The sequence below is a fragment of the Salinicola sp. V024 genome, assembly GCF_052645315.1.
In genome coordinates, this window is sequence record NZ_JBQXYB010000012.1 from 26,226 (window position 1) to 50,439 (window position 24,214).

24 protein-coding genes are annotated in these 24,214 nt (G+C 60.1%); 12 read left to right on the top strand and 12 right to left on the bottom strand.

Annotated elements, in window-relative coordinates; all coding sequences use genetic code 11:
* Positions 1-170 precede the first annotated feature (170 nt).
* The 9 genes from ACUN9V_RS15605 to ACUN9V_RS15645 all read left to right on the top strand — a co-directional run bounded on the left by ACUN9V_RS15605 (position 171) and on the right by ACUN9V_RS15645 (position 7,065).
* Positions 171-572, top strand: coding sequence for a MerR family transcriptional regulator (locus tag ACUN9V_RS15605; RefSeq protein ID WP_439286353.1), 402 nt, complete (start codon positions 171-173; stop codon positions 570-572).
* A gap of 73 nt (positions 573-645) precedes the next feature.
* Positions 646-1,272 carry a nucleotidyltransferase domain-containing protein gene (locus tag ACUN9V_RS15610; RefSeq protein WP_439286352.1) on the top strand — a complete coding sequence of 209 codons (627 nt, stop codon included), beginning with the start codon at positions 646-648 and terminating at the stop codon, positions 1,270-1,272.
* 287 nt (positions 1,273-1,559) lie between these two features.
* Complete coding sequence (locus ACUN9V_RS15615; protein ID WP_439286351.1) at positions 1,560-1,802, top strand: type II toxin-antitoxin system Phd/YefM family antitoxin; 243 nt, start codon at positions 1,560-1,562, stop codon at positions 1,800-1,802.
* Entirely contained in the window at positions 1,799-2,062 is a 264-nt protein-coding gene (locus tag ACUN9V_RS15620) for a Txe/YoeB family addiction module toxin (RefSeq protein WP_439286350.1), read from the top strand. The genes ACUN9V_RS15615 and ACUN9V_RS15620 overlap by 4 nt, the downstream gene beginning before the upstream one ends.
* Before the next feature lie 854 nt (positions 2,063-2,916).
* Entirely contained in the window at positions 2,917-4,395 is a 1,479-nt protein-coding gene (locus tag ACUN9V_RS15625) for an ATP-dependent nuclease (RefSeq protein ID WP_439286349.1), read from the top strand.
* Between the two features lie 91 nt (positions 4,396-4,486).
* On the top strand, positions 4,487-4,738 hold the full coding sequence (locus ACUN9V_RS15630) for a hypothetical protein (protein ID WP_439286348.1): 252 nt from the start codon (positions 4,487-4,489) through the stop codon (positions 4,736-4,738).
* 687 nt (positions 4,739-5,425) lie between these two features.
* On the top strand, positions 5,426-6,049 hold the full coding sequence (locus tag ACUN9V_RS15635; RefSeq protein WP_439286347.1) for a uracil-DNA glycosylase: 624 nt from the start codon (positions 5,426-5,428) through the stop codon (positions 6,047-6,049).
* A gap of 405 nt (positions 6,050-6,454) precedes the next feature.
* The gene (locus tag ACUN9V_RS15640; RefSeq protein ID WP_439286346.1) at positions 6,455-6,736 is read left to right on the top strand and encodes a type II toxin-antitoxin system RelE/ParE family toxin; all 282 of its coding nucleotides are present in this window, start codon (positions 6,455-6,457) and stop codon (positions 6,734-6,736) included.
* 14 nt (positions 6,737-6,750) lie between these two features.
* A complete protein-coding gene (locus ACUN9V_RS15645) occupies positions 6,751-7,065 on the top strand; it encodes a HigA family addiction module antitoxin (protein ID WP_110693706.1) in 315 nt (104 codons plus the stop codon).
* Positions 7,066-7,111: 46 nt separating this feature from the next.
* On the opposite strand, the gene ACUN9V_RS15650 is transcribed toward ACUN9V_RS15645, so the two are convergent.
* The 5 genes from ACUN9V_RS15650 to ACUN9V_RS15670 all read right to left on the bottom strand — a co-directional run bounded on the left by ACUN9V_RS15650 (position 7,112) and on the right by ACUN9V_RS15670 (position 13,932).
* Positions 7,112-8,026: a hydroxymethylglutaryl-CoA lyase gene (locus ACUN9V_RS15650; protein WP_445512070.1), complete on the bottom strand. Its 915-nt coding sequence runs from the start codon at positions 8,024-8,026 to the stop codon at positions 7,112-7,114.
* Positions 8,027-10,129, bottom strand: a complete 2,103-nt coding sequence (locus tag ACUN9V_RS15655; protein WP_445512071.1) for an acetyl/propionyl/methylcrotonyl-CoA carboxylase subunit alpha — start codon at positions 10,127-10,129, stop codon at positions 8,027-8,029.
* Positions 10,126-10,989 carry an enoyl-CoA hydratase-related protein gene (locus tag ACUN9V_RS15660; protein ID WP_445512072.1) on the bottom strand — a complete coding sequence of 288 codons (864 nt, stop codon included), beginning with the start codon at positions 10,987-10,989 and terminating at the stop codon, positions 10,126-10,128. The genes ACUN9V_RS15655 and ACUN9V_RS15660 overlap by 4 nt, the downstream gene beginning before the upstream one ends.
* Before the next feature lie 77 nt (positions 10,990-11,066).
* Positions 11,067-12,674: a carboxyl transferase domain-containing protein gene (locus ACUN9V_RS15665; protein ID WP_445512073.1), complete on the bottom strand. Its 1,608-nt coding sequence runs from the start codon at positions 12,672-12,674 to the stop codon at positions 11,067-11,069.
* Between the two features lie 88 nt (positions 12,675-12,762).
* Complete coding sequence (locus ACUN9V_RS15670; RefSeq protein ID WP_445512074.1) at positions 12,763-13,932, bottom strand: isovaleryl-CoA dehydrogenase; 1,170 nt, start codon at positions 13,930-13,932, stop codon at positions 12,763-12,765.
* 221 nt (positions 13,933-14,153) lie between these two features.
* Between ACUN9V_RS15670 and ACUN9V_RS15675 the strand changes: the two genes are divergently transcribed.
* The 3 genes from ACUN9V_RS15675 to ACUN9V_RS15685 all read left to right on the top strand — a co-directional run bounded on the left by ACUN9V_RS15675 (position 14,154) and on the right by ACUN9V_RS15685 (position 15,400).
* Positions 14,154-14,612 carry a hypothetical protein gene (locus tag ACUN9V_RS15675; RefSeq protein WP_445512075.1) on the top strand — a complete coding sequence of 153 codons (459 nt, stop codon included), beginning with the start codon at positions 14,154-14,156 and terminating at the stop codon, positions 14,610-14,612.
* On the top strand, positions 14,609-14,896 hold the full coding sequence (locus ACUN9V_RS15680; RefSeq protein WP_439286339.1) for a type II toxin-antitoxin system RelE/ParE family toxin: 288 nt from the start codon (positions 14,609-14,611) through the stop codon (positions 14,894-14,896). Before ACUN9V_RS15675 ends, ACUN9V_RS15680 begins: the two co-directional genes overlap by 4 nt.
* Positions 14,897-14,974: 78 nt before the next feature.
* Complete coding sequence (locus ACUN9V_RS15685) at positions 14,975-15,400, top strand: hotdog fold thioesterase (RefSeq protein WP_075561506.1); 426 nt, start codon at positions 14,975-14,977, stop codon at positions 15,398-15,400.
* A 71-nt stretch (positions 15,401-15,471) separates the two neighbouring features.
* Here ACUN9V_RS15685 and ACUN9V_RS15690 read toward each other — a convergent pair whose 3' ends face one another.
* The 7 genes from ACUN9V_RS15690 to ACUN9V_RS15720 all read right to left on the bottom strand — a co-directional run bounded on the left by ACUN9V_RS15690 (position 15,472) and on the right by ACUN9V_RS15720 (position 23,898).
* Positions 15,472-16,653 carry an AAA family ATPase gene (locus ACUN9V_RS15690; protein WP_445512076.1) on the bottom strand — a complete coding sequence of 394 codons (1,182 nt, stop codon included), beginning with the start codon at positions 16,651-16,653 and terminating at the stop codon, positions 15,472-15,474.
* Between the two features lie 152 nt (positions 16,654-16,805).
* Positions 16,806-18,554 carry an AMP-binding protein gene (locus ACUN9V_RS15695; protein ID WP_445512077.1) on the bottom strand — a complete coding sequence of 583 codons (1,749 nt, stop codon included), beginning with the start codon at positions 18,552-18,554 and terminating at the stop codon, positions 16,806-16,808.
* A 77-nt stretch (positions 18,555-18,631) separates the two neighbouring features.
* Positions 18,632-19,837 carry an acetyl-CoA C-acyltransferase gene (locus tag ACUN9V_RS15700; protein WP_445512078.1) on the bottom strand — a complete coding sequence of 402 codons (1,206 nt, stop codon included), beginning with the start codon at positions 19,835-19,837 and terminating at the stop codon, positions 18,632-18,634.
* Between the two features lie 96 nt (positions 19,838-19,933).
* Positions 19,934-20,722 (bottom strand): SDR family NAD(P)-dependent oxidoreductase, encoded by a 789-nt coding sequence (locus ACUN9V_RS15705; protein WP_445512079.1) that lies wholly within the window; start codon positions 20,720-20,722, stop codon positions 19,934-19,936.
* Complete coding sequence (locus ACUN9V_RS15710) at positions 20,709-21,887, bottom strand: enoyl-CoA hydratase/isomerase family protein (RefSeq protein ID WP_445512080.1); 1,179 nt, start codon at positions 21,885-21,887, stop codon at positions 20,709-20,711. Before ACUN9V_RS15710 ends, ACUN9V_RS15705 begins: the two co-directional genes overlap by 14 nt.
* On the bottom strand, positions 21,884-22,723 hold the full coding sequence (locus ACUN9V_RS15715; RefSeq protein WP_445512081.1) for an enoyl-CoA hydratase: 840 nt from the start codon (positions 22,721-22,723) through the stop codon (positions 21,884-21,886). The genes ACUN9V_RS15710 and ACUN9V_RS15715 overlap by 4 nt, the downstream gene beginning before the upstream one ends.
* On the bottom strand, positions 22,720-23,898 hold the full coding sequence (locus ACUN9V_RS15720; protein ID WP_445512082.1) for an acyl-CoA dehydrogenase family protein: 1,179 nt from the start codon (positions 23,896-23,898) through the stop codon (positions 22,720-22,722). Before ACUN9V_RS15720 ends, ACUN9V_RS15715 begins: the two co-directional genes overlap by 4 nt.
* Positions 23,899-24,214: the final 316 nt, after the last annotated feature.

The following is a 24,214-nucleotide window of genomic DNA, read 5'->3' on the forward strand; positions in this document are numbered from 1 at the left end:
CAGGCTGTTGATAACTCAAGTGCCATTCTTCGCCGCGATTTCTCTCGTTCATTCATTGCCGAGCGCCTGCCCCGGGCACCGATGAGTGTAGAAAACAACGTTTAAAGTTGATCTTCACGTAAAGGTTAAACAGCGCTAGGGTGGGGAAAATCAGATAAGAGAATAATTCCGTGTCCGGCCAGACCTACGCCATTGGCGAACTCGCGCAGCACTTCGACGTGACCACCCGCACCATCCGCTTTTACGAGCAGGAAGGTCTGCTCTCCCCCGAGCGGCGCGGCAAGACCCGCGTCTACCACGAGAAGGACCGCGTCCGTCTCAAGCTCGCCCTGCGCGGCAAGCGCCTCGGTTTCTCGCTGATCGAGATCCGCGAAGTGCTGGATCTCTACGACACCCGCCACGATGGCAGCGTCCGCCAACTTGAGCGCCTGCTCGAGATCCTCGCCGACAAACGCGCCAACCTCGAACGCCAGCTCGAAGACATCCGCATCATGCAGCGTGAACTCGACCAGGTCGAAGAGCGGTGCAAGGGCGCGTTGAGGGAGTTGAGAGTGGCGGAACAGCGTAACTGAACGAGACGGGCGCTTGGGCCAGACTGGGTTAACAACAACATTTCTTTGAAAACAACAACAGTGGGAACGACCCATGAACACATCGACCTCGTTGGCCGAGCTTTGCGCCGACTTCCAGGCTCGCTATGCGGCACATACGGTTCTGCTTTACGGCTCCCTGGCCGACGGCACCGCCTCTCCGGATAGCGATGTGGATATCGCGGTATTCGCCCCCGTATCCATCCCGATACGTGAAGCCTATGTGCGGGATGGCGTCTTCATCGATGCCTTCGTATACCCGGAATCCGTGCTCGACGATCCCGCAGAAGAACACCTTCGATTCAGGGGCTCCAAGATATTGCTTCAGAGCGCGGGCACGGCCGATGCGTTCCTGGCGCGACTCGACCAACAGTATGCCACCGGCCCCGCACCGCTAGCGGATGATGAACGCGACGCGCGGCGTGTCTGGATAGAGAAGATGCTCGTGCGCATCAGCCGGGGCGATGCCGAGGGCGACTATCGCAGGGCATGGCTTCTGACCTCGCTGCTTGAGGACTATTTCCTTTTGAGGGGCTTATGGTTCCAAGGTCCCAAGAAGGCGTTGATCTGGCTGCGTGAAAACGATCCGCAAACCGCCGACGCCATGGAAGTAGCGCTCAAGCCCGGTGCTGATATCGCTGCTATCGAAGCGGCGGCGACGCGAGTGTTGGATGACGAATGACTCCACCCAGCTCGCAGGTGGCTTAAACTCTGCACTGAACGCGATATAGGTCCAGCAGGATGGTCATCCCCCTCCGACTCGGCGATCGGCTAGCTTATCCACACCCCGTCGGCGACGACCTGTCCCGGTTTTCGCCCTGCTCTATCATCAAGACCCTTGTCTATGAATCCGTCGGGCCAGTTCAGCTTCTGCCACTACTGGCGCCAAGCCGATGTGATTACGTTCGCCTTGACGTACGTACCTGAAGGCGTACATTCATAGTCACTAGAATATGCAGGAGGTGCGTCATGACCGGAATCACAGCCACCGAGGCGCGCAGCAATCTCTATCGGTTGATCGATGAGGCTGCTGAATCCCACCAACCCATCGTCATCATGGGAAAGCGGAACAAAGCGGTGTTGGTCTCCGAAGAAGACTGGTCGGCCATCCAGGAAACGCTTTACCTGCTCTCCGTACCAGGTATGCGCGAGTCGATTCGCGAGGGGATGGATACCGCCGTGGACGAATGCGATGAGGAACTGGACTGGTGATATGGAAGCTGGTTTATACCAAGCAAGCGCAGAAAGACGCGAAGAAGCTGGTCTCCAGCGGTCTCAAGCCCAAAGCCCAGGAGCTGCTGGCATTGATTGCCGAAGACCCTTACCGAAAGCCGCCCCCGTTCGAGAAGCCCATTGGTGATCTTGCTGGGGCTTATTCACGCCGCATCAACATTCAGCATCGTCTGGTCTACCAAGTGATTGAGGAAGAGCGAGTGATCAAAGTGCTCAGGCTTTGGAGCCACTACGAATAATTCACGGCTCGTTGCGGTTGGCTGACCACTTCTCCACCGCTCGGGTGCCGTCCTCGCAGCAAAGCGCAGCTTCGTAGGTCCACCAGCCGAGTTACTGCAATGAACGGTTTGCCGCCAGCGCCGCACCCCTGCCTCTGTCAACGTATCTAGATCCGTACCGACAAACGCGCCAACCTCGAACGCCAGCTCGAAGACATCCATTTCAGGCAGCGCGAGCTCGACCAAGTCGAAGAACGGTGCAAGGCGAGTTAGGGGGGGTGAAGGTGGGCGAAACGCGTTCCTACCATTGTGCCTCGCCTCGCCTCGCCTCGCCTCGCCTCGCCTCGCCTCGCCTCGCCTCGCCTCGCCTCGCCTCGCCTCGCCAAGCGGCTGGGCACATCCCTTTCTTATTGATTATCGACAAAACTGCGGCCCCATGTCGGAAGTCATGGCTGCTTGGTTAATGCTTTCGTGGCGTTGTTTCTAATGTAACGATTAGTTACTGTTAACAGAGAAGCTCAAGAAATGGTTTACATAGTCAAAAGCTCGTAGGGACAGCCGCGCTGGGATGATGGGGATCATCTTCGTGTACGGCGGGCGGTAGCGTGGCGGATTTCTCCAGAAGGCAACCGAATGAACCTGCATCACATGACTGTATCTATGCACAGTCATATCAGACCGCGCAAAACGCGCGAGCAAGCGAATTCTGCATGGCGCGCCGAATTATTCTGAGCATTATTCAAAATCAATGTTAGATGCGAAATGGCGGACTAGATAAGATTATGGAACGCGCGTGCTCGTTCAAGTGGCAAAACGAGCGCGTCATCCAATACCTGTTATATTTCAATAGCATTTGATCCAAAGGAGAGATCAAGATGAAGTTGGGTGTAGAAATCAACAAAATAAAATCGATAGAAAACTTAAAGATTGATCTTCCCGTAGAAAAAGGCTTGTATGCAATCACCGGTCAAAATGGGTCAGGAAAAAGCACTCTTGTGATGGCCGCCTCAACTGTATTTTTTAATATGAGAATGAATGACTATTTCGGGGTTACTGATCAAGATTCATACGTGAAATTTAGCCTTGATGGCGGCACAAGATCGTGGACAAAAAGCGACAACAATCGTTGGATCAAAAATTCCACAGGAAATATGGCCATAAAGGGGTTCTACGAAGGTAGCGTAATATTTGGCACTCGATTTAGAAATACGAATTTCCATATGCTTTCCAAGCTCGACAGGATTGAAGGTAGCAAGCTTTATCCAGCCGACGATTTTATAAAAGGGAATCTTGGCAAGATTCTTCATAATGATCCCTCCTATTACGAGAGGTTATTGAGAATAAACAATCATGACGCTGGTCCTGATATTCAGTTCAGTGGAGATATTTTTTACTATGAAAAGCAGGAGCGCAGGGTCAGTCAATTTCATATGTCGACGGGCGAAAACTTACTTATTAGCGTTCTTAATTCTATTAACTTAAGAAATAATGATCGTGCAAGCCTAAGTAAGCCATGTATTTTATTTCTAGATGAAATCGAGCTGGCACTTCATCCATCTTCGTTAAAAAGGTTGGTTGTGTTCTTAAAGGAAATATCGAATAGATATAACTATGCAATCTATTTTTCTACGCACTCCATCGAATTGATCGGGGCTATTCGGCCAGACAATATATTTTTCTTGGAGCGCCATGCAGACGGGTCTTTAGAAATTCTTAACCCCTGCTATCCGGCATATGCAACGAGAATCCTTTATGATCACTCTGGATATGACTATATTTTCCTGGTTGAAGATGATCTTGCCAAGGAAGTGATCAATAGGCTGCTAAGGAAGAACGGCTTGCTGTCGAGTAAGCTTGTTCATGTTCTTCCTTGCGGTGGCTATACAAATGTCATCGAACTTGCAAGAGAAGTCGTCAACAGCAATTTAGTCGGTAGAACTTCTACTATATCAATAATTTTGGATGGAGATGTTAAAATTGAGGCCCAAAAATATATGGCAGACCACGGGATCAATAATAATATACCGCTTAACTATCTCCCTATAGAAAGTCTTGAGAAATACCTAAAAAGCAAGCTTCATGATAGCATTGATCACAAGCTTTTCAGGTATCTAAATGACTTTGTGTTTCATCAAGTCAGTCTTACGGAAATAGTAGAGAAATACAAAGTAGAAGTTGATACATCGAAAGACCGAAATGGGAAAAAACTCTACAAAAGAATAGACGATGAACTTAGAAACAGGGGTAAATCTAGAAGTGATTTGGTTGAAATGGTAGTGCAACACTTGATTACTGAAAAAAGCCCGGAGCTAGACAAAACAGTAGACTATCTTAAGCGTCAATTGGGTACCTGAATATAACCAGTGCAGGCACGGCGACGCCCATTACATTGCGCCTTCGGCTCTATTCCATGGGCGCGCATGCTGCGGGCGTTAAGAGGTAATTATGGATGAACCATCTGTAAGGCCCGGCGAGTGGATCAGGATTGGTGGCAACGACTGCGTCGTCACGCATGTCTATGAAGATGATTCACAAATCGAAACAGGAATTCTGGTGTTTAATACGAAAAAGCCTACAAGTCATGAGTTCGGCTGGGATGGTGAGAACTGGGTTTTCTCAGATAGCCCTGATTTTGGTGGATACGCTCAAGAGAGCGACCCATATGTGCGCCAGCTAACGCGAGGTAAGTACTCTTAACAAGGTCGTATACGCGACAAGCGCATGATGGCAGCGTTATATTTTGGTGAGTATAAATGATAAATTCAACATATAAAATCGAGGGGCTTTGTGACGATCAGTTCGCCATCATGCCTCACCCGAAAGGAGGTGATTTTCTCGAATAAGGTATTGAGGAAATCCAGGTTGCAGGTTATGAAGTCGTCGTTTCCATGCTGACGAGTGGAGAGCAAACAGAGCTTGAACTTCTTGCGGAGGGAGATGTTTGCCAGAACAAGGGGATTTTATACCTTAACTTTCCGATCAGAGATGAAGTGGCAGACAGTGATCGTTAAGTGGTGCAGTTCATCGGTTCCTTGGCGCTTTTGCAGGAAAAGAAGAGAAAAACAGTATTCCACTGTCGGGGAGGCGTTGGCCGTTCTTCGATGATGTTAAGCCTTTTGGCCGCAAGGCTGGTCGTAGAACCAGAAACCTCCTTCGAATTAATTACGAGATCTAGAGGTGAGCAAGCGCCCGAAACGGCGTTCCAAAGGCAGTGGGTAGACAGGCTATCAAAAAGCTAATCGAGCGTTAGCGGCTTACATCATAAACGATATAACATTTAAACTTGCAAATTAAACCGCGATTGAGGCTACAGCGTTTCTAGCAGCTCGGTGAATTTACTGTCGTCTGCGGTGTTTAAGTCGATAGACTCAAAAAGGACAATATATGGATCGCCCCAAGCTTCTTGGTGATCGTCGAGCACTTGAAGATCGGTTATCCCAGGTTAACGATGCTCACATGGCTCCGCTGACGGACTTTGTCCATCGCCTTCGTGAACGCATGGGAACCGAAGTCGTAATTCCCTATATTGACCCTTGGGATGGGGGCGTCGAGGCAAAAGTCATGTTTTTGCTTGAGGCTCCTGGGGCTAAGGCAAGAAATTCAGGCTTCGTTTCAATGAACAATCCAGACGAAACGGCCAAGAATTTTTTTGAGATCAGTCGCGAATCTGGCATAGACAGAAAGCAGATAGTTACTTGGAACACTGTCCCTTGGTATATCGGCTCCGATAGCAAAATTCGCCCAGCAACTTCGTCCGATATATCGGCCGGTATTGAGTCTCTCGCAGAACTGCTTGGCCTTCTTCCTAAATTGAAAGCGATCGTGTTAGTCGGTGGGAAAGCTCAGAAAGCTGAAAGCTATATCCACCAAGCCGCGCCGCATCTGAAAGTGTTTATAAGCCCTCACCCAAGCCCTTTATTTGTGAACCGAAGGCCCGAAAATCGGGCGGTTTTGACCAAACATTGGCAAGCCGTAAAGTTTTTCCTCGAAGATAATGCCCTAGAGTAGAATCATGACAGCTCTGGCGTGGTCATGTGATCACTTTGCCGCCAGCGCCACGACCACATTCGACCGACTTGGCTTGCCGATGGTTTGTGTTATCCACATCCCTGTTTCCGCCTACGTGTCCAAGTCGACACCACTTTCGATGCCGAGGCGTTGAGCAGGTAGATCACGTCTTCGGTCGCCACGTTAGCGGTGGCGCCTTTGGCGTTGGGAACCGGAGGGTCCGGCAGTGGCACTTTTACGCATTGCTGAGCAACATTCGGAAGTTTTTGATCAACTGCATTGAAGGAAGTGATGTGTCATCAAACCTTCTTCTGCACTGCGGCTTTGTCATCGGTGATGGCTGGGTTTCTGCAGTCGCTCTCCGCCAATTGACGCCTGTCACGTGACGAGTTACGATGCTGGCGCATGATCAAATCCTTCGCTGACAAACTCACCCAAGAACTATACGCCAAGGGCAAGGCAAAGAGATTTCCCTCGGATGTCGCTTCGAGAGCTGCCAGAAAGCTTGAATATGTGCATTTGGCTGAGCAACTGGAGGATTTGAAAGTGCCGCCCGGCAATCGTCTTCACGCACTTCACGGAAACAGACAAGGGCAGCACGCGATTTCAATCAATGATCAGTGGCGTATCTGTTTTCGTTTTGAAGATGGCGATGCGTACGAAGTCGAAGTGTGTGACTACCACTGAGGGAGGCAATGATTATGACGATTCCCAATAATGCCGACATGCAGCGCAAGCCGACTCATCCTGGTGAAATGCTGCGGGAAGATTTCTTGCCGGACTATGGCCTGACGGTGGCGGGGCTGGCCAAGTCTTTAGGCGTCTCTCGTCAGTCAATTAACGAATTGTTGCGTGAACGGCGTGCTCTCAGCCCTGAAATGGCACTTCGGCTCGCTCGTTTGTTTGGTAATTCACCTGAGTTTTGGCTGAATGCACAGCGCGCCGTCGATCTGTGGACAGCAGCTCAATCTGTCAAAGAAGAGGTCGATCAGATCAAGCCGTTAAGCGCTGCATGACAAACCACCCCGTCCAGCTCGGGGTTTTTGCGTTTTGGGAAAGTGATTATTGGCCTGATGATGACTTCGCCGCCAGCGCCACACCCACTTTCGACCGATTCGGCTTGCTGATGGTCTGGGTTATCCACACCCCTGTTTCCGCCAACTTATCCAGATCCACGCCGCTGTCGATGCCGAGGCCGTTGAGCAGGTAGACCACGTCTTCGGTGGCGACGTTGCCGGTGGCGCCTTTGGCGTAGGGGCAGCCGCCGAGTCCGGCGACGGCACTGTCGATCACGCTGATGCCCCTTTCGAGCACGGCGTAGAGGTTGGCCAGCGCCTGGCCATAGGTATCGTGGAAGTGGGCGGCGAGCTTATTCATAGGAATGTCGTGCGCCACGGTGTCGATCAGGCGCTTGGCCTCGAGCGGGGTGCCGACACCGATGGTGTCGCCCAGCGAGATCTCGTAGCAGCCCATCTCGTAGAGCGCCCGGGAGACCTCGGCGACCCTGGCGGGGGCGATCTCGCCCTCATACGGGCAGCCGAGCACGCAGGAGACATAGCCGCGCACGCGCACGTTCGACTCACGGGCGCGTTCGATTACCGGGGCGAAGCGCGCGAGCGATTCGGCGATGGAGCAGTTGATGTTCTTGTGCGAGAAGGCTTCGCTCGCTGCCGCAAAGATGGCGACTTCCTCGACGCCGCACTCCAGCGCGGCTTCCAGCCCTTTCAGATTGGGCGTAAGCGCGGAGTAGATCACGTCCGGCCGGCGGCGAATGCCGGTCATCACCTCGCGGTGATCCGCCATCTGCGGCACCCACTTGGGCGAGACGAAACTCGCCGCTTCGATCCGTTTGAGCCCCGCCGCGCCGAGCCGGTCGATCAATTCCAGCTTGGCGGCCGTGGCGATGGGTTCGGCTTCGTTCTGCAGCCCGTCCCGCGGGCCGACTTCGACGATACTCACCCGCTTCGGCATACCCATCTACGAGCCCTCATTCGTTTCTGCGCTGGAGAACGCCAGCAACTCATCCCCCTGCGCCACCGCATCGCCCACCTTGAAGTGAAACGCTTCCACTGCGCCGGCGGCGGGGGCGCTCAGGGTGTGTTCCATCTTCATCGCTTCCACCACCACCAGCGGCGTGCCTTTCTCCACCGCCTGGCCGGGTTCGACCAGCAGTGCCACCACGGTGCCGTGCATGGGCGCGCTCAGTTTGGCCTCGACCTCATGCGATAGATGATCGACCCGGTCCGAGCGCCGCCAGATCAGGCGGGACTGGAAGCCGGCGGCGGTGAGAATGATCGTTTCGCCCTCGGGGGCAGGATCGGTGCGCGCCAGCAGTCGGCGGCGATGGCCATCCAAGGTGATCGCCACGGCGTCACTGTCGAGCCGCTGCAACTTCCCCTCGTAGTGATTCGACTCTTTTTCATCCCGATTCACGCTCAGTTGCCAAGTCGATTGCGATGCAGTGCGTGTCGCGGTCACGGGGATCGGCGGCGCGCCCTCGGCCTCGGCAAATGCCAGTCGAACGTGCTGCGGGGCGTTGAGCCGCCAGCCGTCACGACGCTCCCACGGTGAACGTTCATCGCTGGCTCGATCCAACTGGTCGAGCGCCACCAGCGCGGCGCAGGCGATGTCCGCGTCGGTGACCGGTTCACTCGCGAACAGGTCGTCGTGGTGGTGTTCGATAAAGCGGGTGTCGAGCCGGGCGGCGATGAAATCCGGATGCGTGATCAGCCGCTGCAGAAAGCGGCGGTTGGTGGTCACGCCGGAGATATCCAGCGTCGCCAGCGCGCGATCCATCTCTGCCAGGGCCTGGCCGCGATCCTCGCCGTGGACGATCAGCTTGGCCAGCATCGGGTCATAGTGCATCGAGACTTCATCACCGGCTTCGACGCCGCTATCCAGACGCACGCGATCCGGCGCCAGGCCGCCAGCGCTCAGGTCGGGACCGAAACGTTCGAGCGTGCCGGTGGCGGGGAGGAAGTCGTTATCCGGATCCTCGGCGTAGAGCCGCGCTTCGATGGCGTGGCCGGTCAGCGTCAGCTCATCCTGGGCCTTGGGCAGCGCTAGCCCGGCGGCCACGCGCAGCTGCCACTCGACCAGGTCCTCGCCGGTGATCATCTCGGTGACCGGGTGCTCGACCTGCAGGCGGGTGTTCATCTCCATGAAGTAGAAAGGCGCCGCTTCTCTCGCCTCGGTTTTTGAGACAGGTTCAGAGGCGGCATCCAGCAGGAATTCCACCGTGCCGGCGCCGACATAGCCGATCTCCTGGGCGGCGCGGACGGCAGCTTCGCCCATTTGCTGGCGCAGCGCGGGGGGCAGGTTGGGCGCCGGGGCTTCTTCCAGCACCTTCTGGTGGCGGCGCTGCACGCTGCAGTCGCGTTCGAACAGGTAGACGCCGGCCCCCAAGCTATCGCAGAAGACTTGCACTTCGACGTGGCGCGGCTGGGTCAGATACTTCTCGATCAGCATGCGCTCGTCGCCGAAGGCGGCGCGGGACTCCCGGCGGCAGCCGTCCAGGGCGGCCTGGAACTCGCTGTCGGACTCCACCACGCGCATGCCCTTGCCGCCGCCGCCGGCGCTGGCTTTCAGCAGCACCGGATAGCCGATCTTGCCGGCTTCTTCCCTGAGCAGGGCATCGTCCTGCGCTTCGTCGTGGTAGCCGGGCACTAGCGGCACGCCGGCCTTAAACATGCGCGCCTTGGCCGAAGCCTTGTCGCCCATGGCGGCGATGGCGTTGGCCGGCGGGCCGACGAAGACGATGTCGGCGGCCTCGCAGGCAGCGACGAAGTCAGCGTTCTCGGAGAGAAACCCGTAACCCGGATGGATGGCGTCGGCGCCGCTGCGCTGGGCGGCGGCAATGACCTTGTCGATATCGAGATAGCTCTCCCGCGCGGGCGCCGGGCCGAGACGCACGGCCTCGTCGGCCTCGCGCACGTGGAGTGCGTTGGGGTCGGCATCGGAATAGACGGCGATGGTGCGAAGCCCCAGGCGGCGGGCGGTGCGCATCACGCGGCAGGCGATCTCTCCGCGATTGGCGATCAGCACCGAACGTAGCGGGCGCGGCGCGTGGGTCAGGCTCATGAGCGCGATTCCTTGTTATCCGTGTTGCCGTCCTGATCCCCGTTGGCATCCCCCGTGCGTTGCCAGGCGGGCGGGCGCTTGTCGAAAAACGCCGCGAGCCCTTCCTGACCTTCGCGGCTGACCCGCAGTTCGCTGATCGTGCGGCAGGTGGCTTCCACCGTGGCGTCGCTGTCGGGGTCGCGGGCGACTCGGGCCAGCAGCGCCTTGGTGGCGCGCTGGGCCTGGGGTGAGGCGGCAAGCAGCCGATTGATCATCCGGTCGATCCGGGCGTCCAGTGCTTCTCCGTCGGTGACTTCATGCACCAGCCCCCACACCTGCGCGGTAGTGGCGTCGATAACCTCGGCGGTCAGCGCGTAGCGGCGCATCTGACGCGGGCCGATGGCGCGCTGAACATAGGGGCTGATCACCGCCGGCGACAGGCCGATGCGCACCTCCGACAGGCAGAATTTCGCCTTGTCGGACGCGATCACCACGTCGCAGCAGGCGGCGAGCCCTACCGCGCCGCCGTAGGCCGCGCCCTGCACCCGGCACAGTGTCGGGCAGGGCAGCGCGTCCAGCTGCTGCATCAGGCGCGCCAGTTCGCGGGCGTCTTCGAGGTTATCGTCGAAGCTGAAGTCGACCATGCGCTTCATGCCGTTGAGATCCGCCCCGGCGGAGAAGTGCTTGCCGTCGGATGCCAGCACCACCAGCCGCACCTCGTCGCGCTCGGCCAGCGCGTGCAGGCGTTCGAGATGAGCGTTGAGCACGCCGATCAACGCATCGTCGAAGGCGTTGTGCACCGCGGGGCGGTCCAGCGTCAGCCGCGCGACGCCGCGGGAATCGATGGTCAAACGAGTGAAGCTATCGGATATGGCTGCCATGGCGGCCTCTCATGATCATGTTTGCTTCGAGCTGCTCGTGGCTCGCTGCCCGTCGCTCGTGGCTGGGCGCGAAGTGCCTACATGCGGAACACGCCGAAGCGCGTCTCCTCGATCTCCGCATTCATCGCGGCGGAGAGCGCCAGACCGATCACGTCGCGAGTCTGCAGCGGGTCGATCACGCCGTCGTCCCACAGCCGGGCGCTGGCGTAATAGGGGTGGCCCTGGCGTTCGTACTGTTCGCGAATCGGCGCCTTGAACGCGGCTTCCTCGTCTTCCGGCCAGTCGCTGCCATCGCGTTCGAGCTGTTCTCTTTTCACCTGGGCCAGCACGTTGGCGGCCTGCTCGCCGCCCATCACCGAAATGCGCGCGTTGGGCCACATGAACAGCAGGTTCGGATCATAGGCGCGGCCGCACATGCCGTAGTTGCCGGCGCCGAAGCTGCCGCCGATCAGCACGGTGAACTTGGGCACCTTGGCGCAGGCCACCGCGGTGACGAGTTTGGCGCCGTGCTTGGCGATGCCTTCCTTCTCGTACTGGGAGCCGACCATGAAGCCGGTGATGTTCTGCAGAAAGATCAGCGGGATCTGGCGCTGGGCGCAGAGCTCGATGAAGTGCGCGCCTTTCTGGGCGGACTCCGAGAACAGCACGCCGTTATTGGCGACGATCCCCACCGGATGGCCGCACCAGTGTGCAAAACCGGTGACCAGAGTGTCGCCGTAGTAGCGCTTGAATTCGTCGAAGTCGGAATCGTCCACCAGCCGCCCGATCACCTCGCGCACGTCGTACGGCTTGCGCAGGTCGGTGCCGACGATGCCGTAGAGCTCCGACGGGTCGAGCCGCGGCGGCGCGGATTTTTTCATCGCCAGCTGACCGCGCTTTCGCCAGTTGAGCCGCGATACGGCGCGACGGGCGAGCTGCAGCGCGTGGGCGTCGTTCTCGGCGTAGTGATCGACCACGCCGCTGATCTTGGCGTGAACGTCGGCGCCGCCCAGATCCTCGGCGCTGATGGTCTCGCCGGTAGCCGCCTTCACCAGCGGCGGGCCGCCGAGAAAGATGGTGCCCTGGCCGCGCACGATGATCGATTCGTCGGCCATCGCCGGCACGTAGGCGCCGCCGGCGGTGCAGGAGCCCATCACTACCGCGATCTGCGGGATGCCGGCGGCGGAGAGCGTGGCCTGGTTGTAGAAGATACGCCCGAAGTCGTCATGGTCGGGGAAAACCTCGTCCTGCTCGGGCAGGTAGGCACCGCCGGAGTCGACCAGGTAGACACACGGCAGGCGATGCTTGCGGGCGATCTCCTGGGCGCGAAGATGCTTCTTCACCGTCAGCGGGAAGTAGGTGCCGCCCTTGACCGTGGCGTCGTTAGCGACGATCACGCACTCCACGCCGCTGATCCGGCCGATCCCCGCCACCACGCCGGCGGCGGGCACGGGGGAGTCGTAGACCTCGTGCGCCGCCAGCGCGCCGATCTCCAGAAACGCCGAGCCCTCGTCGAGCAGGTGGTCGATCCGATCGCGCACGAACAGCTTGCCGCGGGATTCATGCCGCGCGCGGGCCTTGTCGCCGCCACCCCGGGCGATGCTGGCGGTCAGTGTGTGGAGCTTATCGACTTCGCCCCGCAGCGCCGCCTCGTTGGCCTGGAACGCTTCCGTGCGGGGGTTGATCTGGGTGGTCAGTATGGCCATGGAAATCCTCTTGCGAGCTACGAGCTACGAGCTACGAGCTACGAGCTACGAGCAGTTCGAGGCTCGAAGCTCGAAGCTCGATGCTGATTTATGCCGATTCCGCGAACAGTTCGCGCCCGATCAACATCCGCCTGATCTCGCTCGTTCCCGCGCCGATCTCGTAGAGCTTGGCGTCGCGCAGCAGGCGTCCGGTGGGGTATTCGTTGATATAGCCGTTGCCGCCGAGCAGCTGGATCGCATCCAGCGCCATCTGGGTCGCTTTTTCGGCGCAGTAGAGAATCACCCCGGCGGCGTCCTTGCGGGTGGCGCGGCCACGGTCGCAGGCGCCGGCCACCGCGTAGAGATAGGCGCGGCAGGCGTTGAGCGTGGTGTGCATGTCGGCCAGCTTGCCCTGCACCAGCTGGAACTCGCCGATGGGCTGACCGAACTGCTTGCGCTCGTGGACGTAGGGCACCACCACGTCCAGGCATGCCTGCATGATGCCGACAGGACCGGCGGCGAGCACGGTGCGCTCGTAGTCCAGCCCGCTCATCAGCACTTTGACGCCGCGGTTTTCTTCTCCCAGCACGTTCTCCGCCGGTACCTGGCAATCCTCGAACACCAGCTCGCAGGTGTTGGAGCCACGCATGCCCAGCTTGTCGAGCTTCTGGGCGGTGGAGAAACCGGCGAAATCCTTCTCGACGATGAAGGCGCTGATGCCCTTGGCGCCGGCGTCAGGGTCGGTCTTGGCGTAGACCACCAGCACATCGGCGTCGGGGCCGTTGGTGATCCACATCTTGTTGCCGTTGAGCACGTATTGATCGCCTTGCATGTCGGCGCGCAGGCTCATCGAGACCACGTCCGACCCCGCGCCGGGCTCGGACATCGCCAGGGCGCCGACGTGCTCGCCGCTGATCAGCTTGGGCAGGTATTTGGCTTTCTGCTCCGCGCTGCCGTTGAGCTTGATCTGATTGACGCAGAGATTGGCGTGGGCACCGTAGGAGAGCCCCACCGACGCGCTGGCCCGGGAGATCTCCTCCATGGCGATGCAGTGGGCGAGATAGCCCATGCCGCTGCCGCCGTCTTCTTCGGCCACGGTGATGCCGAGCAGGCCCATGTCGCCGAACTTCTGCCACAGCTCATTGGGAAAGGCGTTGTCGTGGTCGATCTGGGCCGCACGGGGGGCAATCTCGTCCCGGGCGAAGGCGTTGACCTGCTCGCGCAGCATGTTGAGCTCGTCGGCGAGCCCGAAATCGAGCTCGGTGTAGGGGGCGTGCATGGTGAAATCCTCGCTGTCGGATACAGCTTCTACGTCTTGGTATATGCGTCTTAGTACGTTGACGTTAACGTCAATATGCGAAGGCGGCTAGAGCCCCTCGACCATGGTCTAGGACCCAAACACGGTTATGGGGTTTTAGCGCAGGATCAATATCAAGATTTGAGTTTATTCGTTATTTGCGTGACGATTAACCATTAACGTTGATGCGGAGCGCACCACTGATGTCTCAGACATTGAGCTTGGACCAGTTCCGAACCGCCTTTCATGCTGGCGGCCTGGTTTCCGTGGCCGTCAGTGCCAGCGGTAGGGCTTTTTTCATCACGGCTCGATCGCGGGAAGGGGAGTCTTTGATACTGGGAACCACCCGCGACAAGAAACGGCGAGCGTTTCGCGATGCGGGCAAGGCGGTGGCTGTCATGCACAAGATCGGCGCGCGTCATTTCGAAGTGGATACCTCCCATTGGGAACCGGAGCGAACGGACGACACCAGAGTGCGCCGACCGGATGCTGCCGAGCGCCAACATCAGGCGCAGCAAGCACGGTCTCACGATGCGTGGTTTAGGAGGCAGGTTCAGGCGGCGCTGGACGACGATCGCCAGCCAGTCGACGATCGAACCGTGCAGGCACGTTTCGCTCAGCGCCGCGCCGAAGCCCGACGTTTGCTCGAGAATGATACGTGAAGTTGGCTTGGCACCTGCTGGCGCTCGAGGATCGCGAAGCTATCTTCGATTATCTGGTAGTTCGTAACCCGCAGGCAGCCGTCGACACCGACGAGAGGATCGAGGCGGCATTGAATCGTCTGATCGATCACCCTGATAGTGGCCGTGAAGGACGCCTGGCAGGCACTCGTGAGGTGGTGATTGACGGCACCCGCTATATCGCCGCCTACCGTGTCCAGCGGGATGCCGTGCTCGTCCTGCGGCTGCTTCACGGTGCCAGACAATGGCCTGATTCCGTTCCTTGAATCCTGTTGGCTCCTCCAAGCCGAGGCTTTGATCGACGCGTCGAGCTCGCGATTTGTTACTACTCTCGAGGTTTTACCATGCCCATCTGGAAACGTGAGTCATCACTGGAAGCGCTCACCGCCGAGTGCCGGAACACGCTGGTCAGCCATGTCGGCATCGAATTCACCGAGCTGGGCGAAGACTGCCTGCGCGGGCGGATGCCGGTGGATGAAAGAACCCGCCAACCCTACGGCCTGCTCCACGGCGGCGGCTCGGTGGTGCTGGCGGAGACGCTCGGCAGCATCGCCGCCAATCTCTGCCTGGCCGACCCGAACAAGATGGCGGTAGGGCTCGATATCAATGCCAACCACGTACGCGCGATGCGCGAGGGCTGGGTCGAGGGCTGCGCCCGGCCGCTGCACCTTGGCGCCTCCACCCAGCTGTGGGAGATCCGGATCGAGGACGAACGCGGCCGGCTGGTGTGCATGTCGCGTCTGACCATGGCGGTGGTCAACCGGGGATGAGCCCTTGCGTTTGGCCCTATCTCAATGACGCTTCGGCGTGCCGAATTCACTAAAATACGTAGGTTGAGAAATCAGTCTTCGGAGATGTGTTTTCGTCGGATGAAATCAGCAAAAAGCGGAACCGTAAAATCAAGATAACCGTGATCGGTGCTGTAAATCATGCCTTTGTAAATGATGCTCGCACGCGCTGGTCCGATTGATTTCTGTGTGCGATTCATGGCTCTAGCGATGTCGGCAACCTGATACGGGCCGTCGCCAAGAGTTGCCATCGCCTTGACGAAACCCACCTCTGCTTTGGTTAAACGATCCAGGCGGACTCTAAAGAAACCATTGTCTAGAGAACTGATCGTTTCCGTATAGGACTCCTGGACATCGCGTTCATTGATTTCGGGTCCCAGTGCGTTGTTCCAGGAAAATGAGGCCAGTTCCTGCAAGAAGAATGGATAGCCCTTTGTCACATCGAAAATTGCTGCTAGCGCTGCGTTAGAAATGGAAGCCTCTTCATCCAGGATCGGCTTTTCGATGGCTTTTGCAGCGGCTTCTTCATCAAGTGCACCAACTGCAGGATAATTGAATAACCTTTCTGCATAGGATTTAGCCTCCCCCGCGAGGCGGGCCACCTGAGGCAGCCCTGCACCTATAAAAACGATAGGCCTTCCGTCTTGAGATATACGGTGAAGGGCGACGATCAAGGCGGAGAGATCTTGCTGAGAGAGATATTGGACTTCGTCAATGAGAAGAACCCAGCCTTTGTTCGCAGCTTGGGCAGCTCGACCGATTTGATCAAAAAGGTCTGGCAGGTCGTGCTGCATGTCTCCGCTTTCTGCCAAGCCCGGCTCAGGAGGCGGTTCGACGCCAATGTTCACACCTGCCACTTCGATATTGAATACGGATGCGAAATTACGCAGCCCGCCCAAAGCACGTGAAGCATGACGTTTGGCTGCTTCGACGCCTGATAGGGAGCGAGATACCTTGCGCATCTCGGGGTAGAGAAGGCCTGCCAAATTAGTTTCTTCAGGGGCTTCGACTCTGGAAACAAGGAATCCTTCAGCTTCGGCGATGCGGCCAATCTCGCTTAGTAGAACCGTTTTACCAGTGCCTCGGAGGCCTAATAGCATGATCGAACGTGCTGCTCGTCCTTTGATTGCGCGGCCACAAGATATCTTGGCAGCCTGTAGAATCGCATCGCGCCCGGCGAGCTCGGGTGGACGGCTACCGGCACCAAGTGCGAACGGATTTCCATACGGGTCCATGTGACGTTCCTGAAAAGACTCTAGCGATGGATAGTGAAAACTAATAAAAAATACTAGTCTTCTTTAGCTTTTGCTAGAGAGTCTGGCGAGAACAGACTTCCGCTGACGAGAAGGGACCCAAAACTGGGCTAATCCCCGCCCCCAGGACCTGGCTACTCTAACCCCAGCTCCTCACTCGTCGCCTGGCGCATGCGGAATTTCTGGATCTTGCCGCTGACGGTCATCGGGAACTCGTCGACGAAGCGGACATAGCGCAGGATCTTGTGGTGATCGATGCGATCCCGGCAGTAATCACGGATGGCCTGCTCGTCGAGCTCGGCGCCTTCCACCAACCGGACCCAGACCGCGACTGCCTCGCCATACTTCGGGTCCGGCACGCCGAAGACCTGGGCATCGGATATCGCCGGGTGCGTGTAGAGAAACTCCTCGATCTCACGGGGATACAGGTTCTCGCCGCCGCGAATGATCATGTCCTTGATGCGTCCGGTGATCGCGACGAAGCCGTCGTCGTCCATCATCGCCAGATCCCCGGTGTGCATCCAGCCCTGAGGGTCGATCGACTGGCGGGTGGCCGCATCGTTGTTCCAGTAGCCGAGCATCACGCTGTAGCCACGGGTGCAGAGCTCGCCGCTGACGCCGCGCGGCACGATCCGGCCACTGGCGGGGTCGATGATCTTCACTTCCAGATGCGGGTGAATGGTGCCGACGGTGGCAACGCGCTTGGCCAGCGGAGCGTCCGGGCGAGTCTGCAGGCTGACCGGGCTGGTTTCGGTCATGCCGTAGGCGATGGTGACGTCTTCCATGTGCATGCGCTCGATCACCCGCTTCATCACTTCGATGGGGCAGTTGGAGCCAGCCATGATCCCGGTGCGCAGGCTGGAGAGATCGAAATCGCCGAAGCGCGGGTGCTCGAGCTCGGCGATGAACATCGTCGGCACGCCGTAGAGCGCCTGGGCGCGCTCGGTTTCCACCGCGCGCAGCGTCGCCTCGGGATCGAAACCGTCGTTGGGATAGATCGCCGTGGCGCGATGGGAAAGGCAGGCCAGATTGCCCATCACCATGCCGAAACAGTGATAGAGCGGTACCGGAATCACCACCCGCTCGCCGGGCTGCAGGTTCATCCCGCCGCCGACGAAGTAGCCGTTGTTGAGAATGTTGTGGTGGGTCAGCGTCACGCCTTTGGGGGCGCCGGTGGTACCAGAGGTGTACTGAATGTTGATCGGATCGTCGAACTGCAGCTCGGCCTGCTGCGCGGAGAGGCGTTCGGCAGTCACGTTTTCAGCCAGGCTGTGCAGATCGGACCAGTGCCACATCCTCGGCGTCGCCAACGCGTCGTCGAGACAGATGACGTGCTTGAGTTGGGGAAGCGTGTCACAGGTCAGGGTGCGTGCGCCGGCCAGCGGCCTTTGGTCGCTCATCGGCGGATCGCGTAGTACCGGTGCCAGCTCGCAGAGGATGTCGACGTAATGCGACTTGATGGTGCCGCCGACCCGGTACGCGCCCTGCAGCACCAGGGCGGAAAGGCCGGACTGCGTCAGCGCATGTTCGAGCTCGTGGGCGCGATAGCTGGGATTGAGGTTGACCAGAATCGCACCGATCTTGGCGGTCGCCAGCTGAGTGAGTGCCCACTCGGCGCCGTTGAGCGACCAAATGCCGACGCGGTCGCCACGTTCGACGCCCAGCGCCATCAGCCCGCGGGCAACACGGTCGGCTTCGTCGCGCAGCTCGGCGTAGCTGTAGCGCAGGTTCTGGTGGCAGCTGACCAGCGCTTCACGCTCGGGGCATTCGCTGGCGGCCGCATCGAGGCAGTCGCCGATGGTCATGCCGATCAGCGGCAGATCGCTGGTACCGCTGACGTAGCTCCTGGACCCAAGGTCCTTGCGGTTTTCGCTTGCTGACATGCCGATATCTCCGAGAGAGCGTCTGAATGTCGGGGCTCGTATAGGTGGCTCGTGTAGGGGGTTCGTATTAGTGCGGCTCAGGCGAGCCGTTCGATGCCGATGGCCGTAGCCTCGCCGCCGCCGATGCAGATGGCTGCCACGCCCCGCGTCATTCCGTGATGGGTCAGCGCATTCAATAGCGTGACCAGAATCCGCGCCCCGGAAGCCCCGATGGGGTGGCCCAGAGCGCATGCGCCGCCGTGCACGTTGACTCGTTGATGATCGAGTCCGAGTTCGTGCATGGCTGCCATCGCCACCACCGCAAAGGCCTCGTTGATCTCATAGAGATCGACGCTCTCCCGCGACCAGCCGAGCCGTTCGTGCAGCTTGCGGATAGCGTGGATCGGCGCCACCGGGAAATCACCGGGACGCATGGCGTGGCTGACATGGCCATGCACCCGCGCCAGCGGCGTCAGGCCCAGTTGCTCGGCCTCGCTTTGGCGCATCAGTACCAGCGCCGCGGCGCCGTCGGCGATCGAGCTCGAATTGGCGGCGGTGACGGTGCCGCCGTCGCGGAAGGCCGGTTTCAACTGCCCGACGCGGTCGATGTTGGCCTTGTAGGGCGGTTCGTCGTGCTCGACGCGATCCGTACCGCGCCCGGCCGGCGCCTCCAGTGCCACGATTTCGCTGGCGAACACGCCGGAATCGATCGCCCGCCTGGCCCGGGTCAACGAATCGATGGCGTAGGCATCCTGGCGTTCGCGCGTGAAGCCGAAGGCCTGGGCGCAATCCTCGGCGTAGGTGCCCATCAGCCGGCCCGGTTCGTAGGCGTCCTCGAGCCCATCGAGAAACATGTGATCGAGCACCTGGGCATGGCCCATACGCAGCCCGGCGCGGGCCTTGGGCAGCAGGTAAGGCGCGTTGCTCATGCTCTCCATGCCGCCGGCGATGGCATGCGTGACGCTCTCCAGGCGCAGCGCATCGAACGCCTGCATCACCGCTTTCATGCCGGAACCACACATCTTGTTGACCGTGGTGCAGGGCGTCGATTCGGCGAGCCCGGCGGCCAGCGCCGCCTGACGTGCCGGCGCCTGACCGAGACCTGCCGGCAGCACGCATCCCATGAGCACTTCATCGATGGCCGCTTCGTCGATGGCGTCAGGCGCCAGCCCGGCGTGCTCGAGCGCACCCCGAATCGCCGCCGCGCCCAACTGCGGGCAGCTCAAGCCGCCGAGCGCGCCCTGGAAAGCGCCCATCGGCGTGCGTTTGGCACCGACGATCACGATCGGGTCTTCGATATTCATGGCAATGACTCCTGATAGCGTACCGGTTGCCGCTCATTCAACTTCAGACCCTAATGACGAGGGGCTTAACGTACCACCCGCTCTCGCAGCCCTTTTCTACATAGCCGACATTCGAATGCCACCGTCGAGCCGAATCACCTCCCCGTTGAGATACCGGTTCTCGAGGATCTGGCGCACCAGCGAGGCGTACTCCTCGGCGTGGCCCATCCGCCTGGGAAACGGCACCTTGGCGTTGAGGCCGTCGCGGACCTCGGCAGGCATGCCCTGCATCATCGCGGTATCGAAGATGCCGGGGGCGATCGCCATGACGCGAATACCGGACCCCGCCAGTTCGCGGGCGGCGGGCAAAGTCAGCCCGACCACGCCAGCCTTGGAGGCGGCGTAGGCCGCCTGGCCGATCTGGCCTTCGAACGCGGCTACCGAGGCCGTATTGATCACTACGCCGCGTTCGCCGTCTTCCTCACCCGATGAGGCATCGTCTTCGGCGGGATTTTCCTGCATCGCGGCTACCGCCAGACGCAGCATGTTGAAGGTGCCGATCAGGTTGATATCGATGGCGCGGCGGAAGCTGTCGAGGCCGTGGACGCCGCGCTTGCCGTGGATCTTCTCCGCCGGCGCGATGCCGGCGCAGTTGATCAGGCCGTGGAGAGCGCCGAAGCGCTCGAGCGTGTCGGCGATCGCTCGTTCGCCGTCGGCTTCTCGGGTCACGTCGGCCTGCAGCGCCAGTGCTGTCTTGCCTAGCGTTTCCGCCTGGCTGCGGGCCGCTTCGATGTCCTGATCGACCAGCGCCACGTTGGCGCCAGCCTCGATCAACATCCTTGCCGTGGCGGCGCCCAGCCCGGAGCCGCCGCCGGTGACGAGGAAAGTGCGTTCAGCCAGTTGCATGAGTCGGTTCCTTCTCGACAGGCCGATCGACGAGATCGCGCAGTGGATGGCTATCGCGATCCCACGCGGCAACGAAGCAGGCCTGGATATCGGCGTCGGGCACGGCACCGTGCATGCGTTGCCATCGGGGATTCCGGTCCTTGTCGATCAATAGCGCCCTGACGCCTTCGGCGAGATCCCCCCGGGCGGCGCAGGCTAGCGATAGATTCAGCTCCTCGCGCAGCACCTCGGCCAGCGATAGCCGTCGGCATCGAGACAGTTGACGCAGGATCAGTCGGGCCGAGAGCGGCGACCCGGCGGCCAGATTCTTCGCCGCCCGAGCGATCCACGGGTCGTCGTCGCTGGCAGCATCGATGACCTGGCGAATCAGCGTTTCATCGTCATCGGCATCGGTGAGCGCGTCGAGGGTATCGAGCCGCGGCTGTACCTCGGGCTGCGGCGCTCGTTCGCGACTGGCATCGGCGTGTTGCCGCAGAACGCGGCCCACGGCGCGAACGGGTTCGCGCCAGTCGGCCTGGCGCAGATCCTCGATCACCGCCTCTCGCCGCGTGTCGTCGATCAGGCAGTCGGCCAGGCCGACGAATCGCGCATCGCTGGCGTTGAGTCGAGCGCCGGTCAGGCCCAGGAACAGGCCGCTGCGCCCGGGGCAGCGATTCAGAAACCAGCTGGCGCCGACGTCCGGATAGAGTCCGATGGTGATCTCCGGCATTGCCAGCATCGAGCGCGGTGTGACGACTCGGTGAGAAGCGCCGACGAACAGCCCGATACCGCCGCCCATGACGATGCCGTCGCCCCAGGCGATGACGGGTTTGGGGTAGCCGTGGAGGGTGTGATCGAGGCGGTATTCGTGGCTGAAATAGCGTGCGATGAAGCCTTGGGCCGCCGCCGGGTCATGATCGGTCTCGCCCGCGACAATGGCACGATGCAGCGCGACCACATCGCCGCCGGCGCAGAAGGCCTTGTCGCCGGTGCCCTCCAGCCACACGGCTGCGATAGCGTCATCCGTCGCCCAGGCATCGAGCTGTGACTGCAGGTCGTCGATCATCTCGAGCGTCAGCGCGTTGAGGCTCCTGGGCGCGTCGAGCGTCACCCGGCCGATGCGGTGGCCGTCGGCGGTATCCAAGGTCTCCAAATGGAGAGCATCGAATCGGCCCGGGTCGGTCATGAGCCCTCACCGCGTCGCATCGAGTCGGAATGCCAGCGGGGCTCGCGCTTGTCGAGGAAGGCGCCGATCCCCTCGGTGGGCGCATCGGTGTCGAACAGCTCCAGGAACAGTTCACGCTCCATCCGGTAGCCGCTGGGCAGATCCTGGTAGCGGGCATTCATGATCAGCCGCTTGCAGCGTGCCAGCGCCTCCGGGCTCTGCTGCGTGCTGGTGGCGGCCAAGGCGAGCGCGGTTTCCAGCGCGGTGCCGGTATCGACGACCTCTTCCACCAGCCCGATGGCGAGCGCGCGTTCGGCATCGATGCGCTCGCCGCACAGAATCATGCGCTTGGCCCAGCCTTCGCCTACCAGCCACGGCAGATGTTGGGTGCCGCCGGCGCAGGGCAAAAGCCCCACCCTGGCCTCGGGCAGCGCCAGCTGTGCCTGGCGTTCAATGACCCGAATATCGCAGGCCAGCGCGCATTCGAGTCCGCCGCCCATGGCGTAGCCGTTGATCGCGGCGATGCTGACGCCGCGATAGGCGGCCAGCGCTTCGAATGCCCGGCCGAAGCGGGTCGCCATCTCCAGCGCGGCGGGCTTGCCGCCCTCGCTGAAGCGCTTGAGATCGGCCCCGGCGGAAAAGAACTTCTCTCCCGCGCCGACGATCACCAGCGCCTGGATCTCGGGGTCGGCGTTGAGCGCGTCGATGTGCTGTTCCAGCGCCGTCAGCGAGGCCTCATGCCAGGTATTGGCGGGCGGATTGTCGATGGTGATCAGCGCCACCGCGCCGCGACGTTCCAGACGCAGACCGGTTTGTTTGGCGTCGTTGTGAGATGAGGGCTCATGAGCGGTCGTCATGACAGGTTCTCCAGATCGTCCTTCGCCAGCAGTCGGCGGGCCACCACCAGCCGCATGATTTCGTTGGTGCCCTCGAGTATCTGATGGACCCGGCAGTCGCGAACGTGGCGTTCCATCGGGTAGTCGCGCAGGTAGCCGTAGCCGCCGTGAAGCTGCAGCGCGTCGTTGCAGATCGTGAAGCCTTCGTCGGTGGCAAAGCGCTTGGCCATGGCGCAGTAGAGCGCGGCGTCGGAATCGTTGCGGTCCAGCTTGCTGGCTGCCAGCCGCACCATCTGGCGAGCCGCGACCAGCTGCGTGGCCATGTCAGCGAGCTTGAACTGCAGCGCCTGGAAACTGGCCAGCGGCTTGCCGAACTGTTCCCGCGTTTCCAGATAGCGATGCGCGGTTTCCAGCGCGGCCTGGGCCGTGCCCACGGAGCAGGTGGCGATATTGATGCGCCCGCCGTCCAGCGCCTGCATGGCGATCCGGAAGCCTTCACCTTCTTTCCCCAGGCGATGGTCTGCCGGCACGCGCACGCCGTCGAAGCTGATCGCCCGGGTCGGTTGGCTGCGCCAGCCCATCTTCTCCTCGTGCTTGCCGTACTCGATGCCGGGGCTGTCCGCCGGTACCGCGAAAGCGGAAATCCCGTCGGCGCCGCTGTCCGGCTCGCCGGTACGCGCCATGACCACCAGCAGATGGGTACTGCCGGCGCCGGAGATGAACATCTTGCTGCCATCGATGACGTAGCCGTCTTGATCGCTGTCGTCATCACGACGGGCGCGGGTTCGCAGCGCCGCCGCGTCGGAGCCGGCGCCGGGTTCGGTCAGGCAATAGGAGCCTAGCTTCTCGCCGGTGATCATGGCCGGTAGCCAGGCCTCGCGCACGGTGTCCGTGGCGTAGCGGGAGAGAATCCCGTTGACCATGTTGTGGATGGTCAGGAAGGCGGTGGTGGTGGTGCAGCCCTTGGCCAGCTCCTCGATGATCAGCGTGGCATCGAGCCGGCTCAGCCCCAGGCCACCGTGCGCCTCGGGAATATAGAGCCCACAGAAGCCCATCTCGCCGGCGCGGCGAAACGTGTCCACGGGAAAGACGCCGTTGGCGTCCCATTCGGCGGCGTTGGACGCCAGTTCGCGTCGGGAAAACTGACGTGCCGCTTCCCGGTAGGCCAACTGATCGTCGTCGAGTTCGAAATTCATGACGAAGGGATTTCCATCGCTGAGGGGTTTCGATAAAGGCTTTTGACGTGCCACGCCTTGTGGGCCTGGGGCACGTACCATCGTCCAGTTCTAGCGATGCCTTCCGCGCTGCCACAATTGGACCTAATGCTCAAAGACCAAGGTCGGATGGCGACAAGTTGACATTAACGTCAAGGTCACATGTTGAAGCGACCGCCGAAATCGGTCGCTCTCCGACTTGTCGGACTCATGTGGAAAGAGCGGCTCACGAGGCGGCTCTTATCTCGGTCATCGATCTCAGAGGAGGGTTACAACACAGCCGAGCAAAGGCAAGACA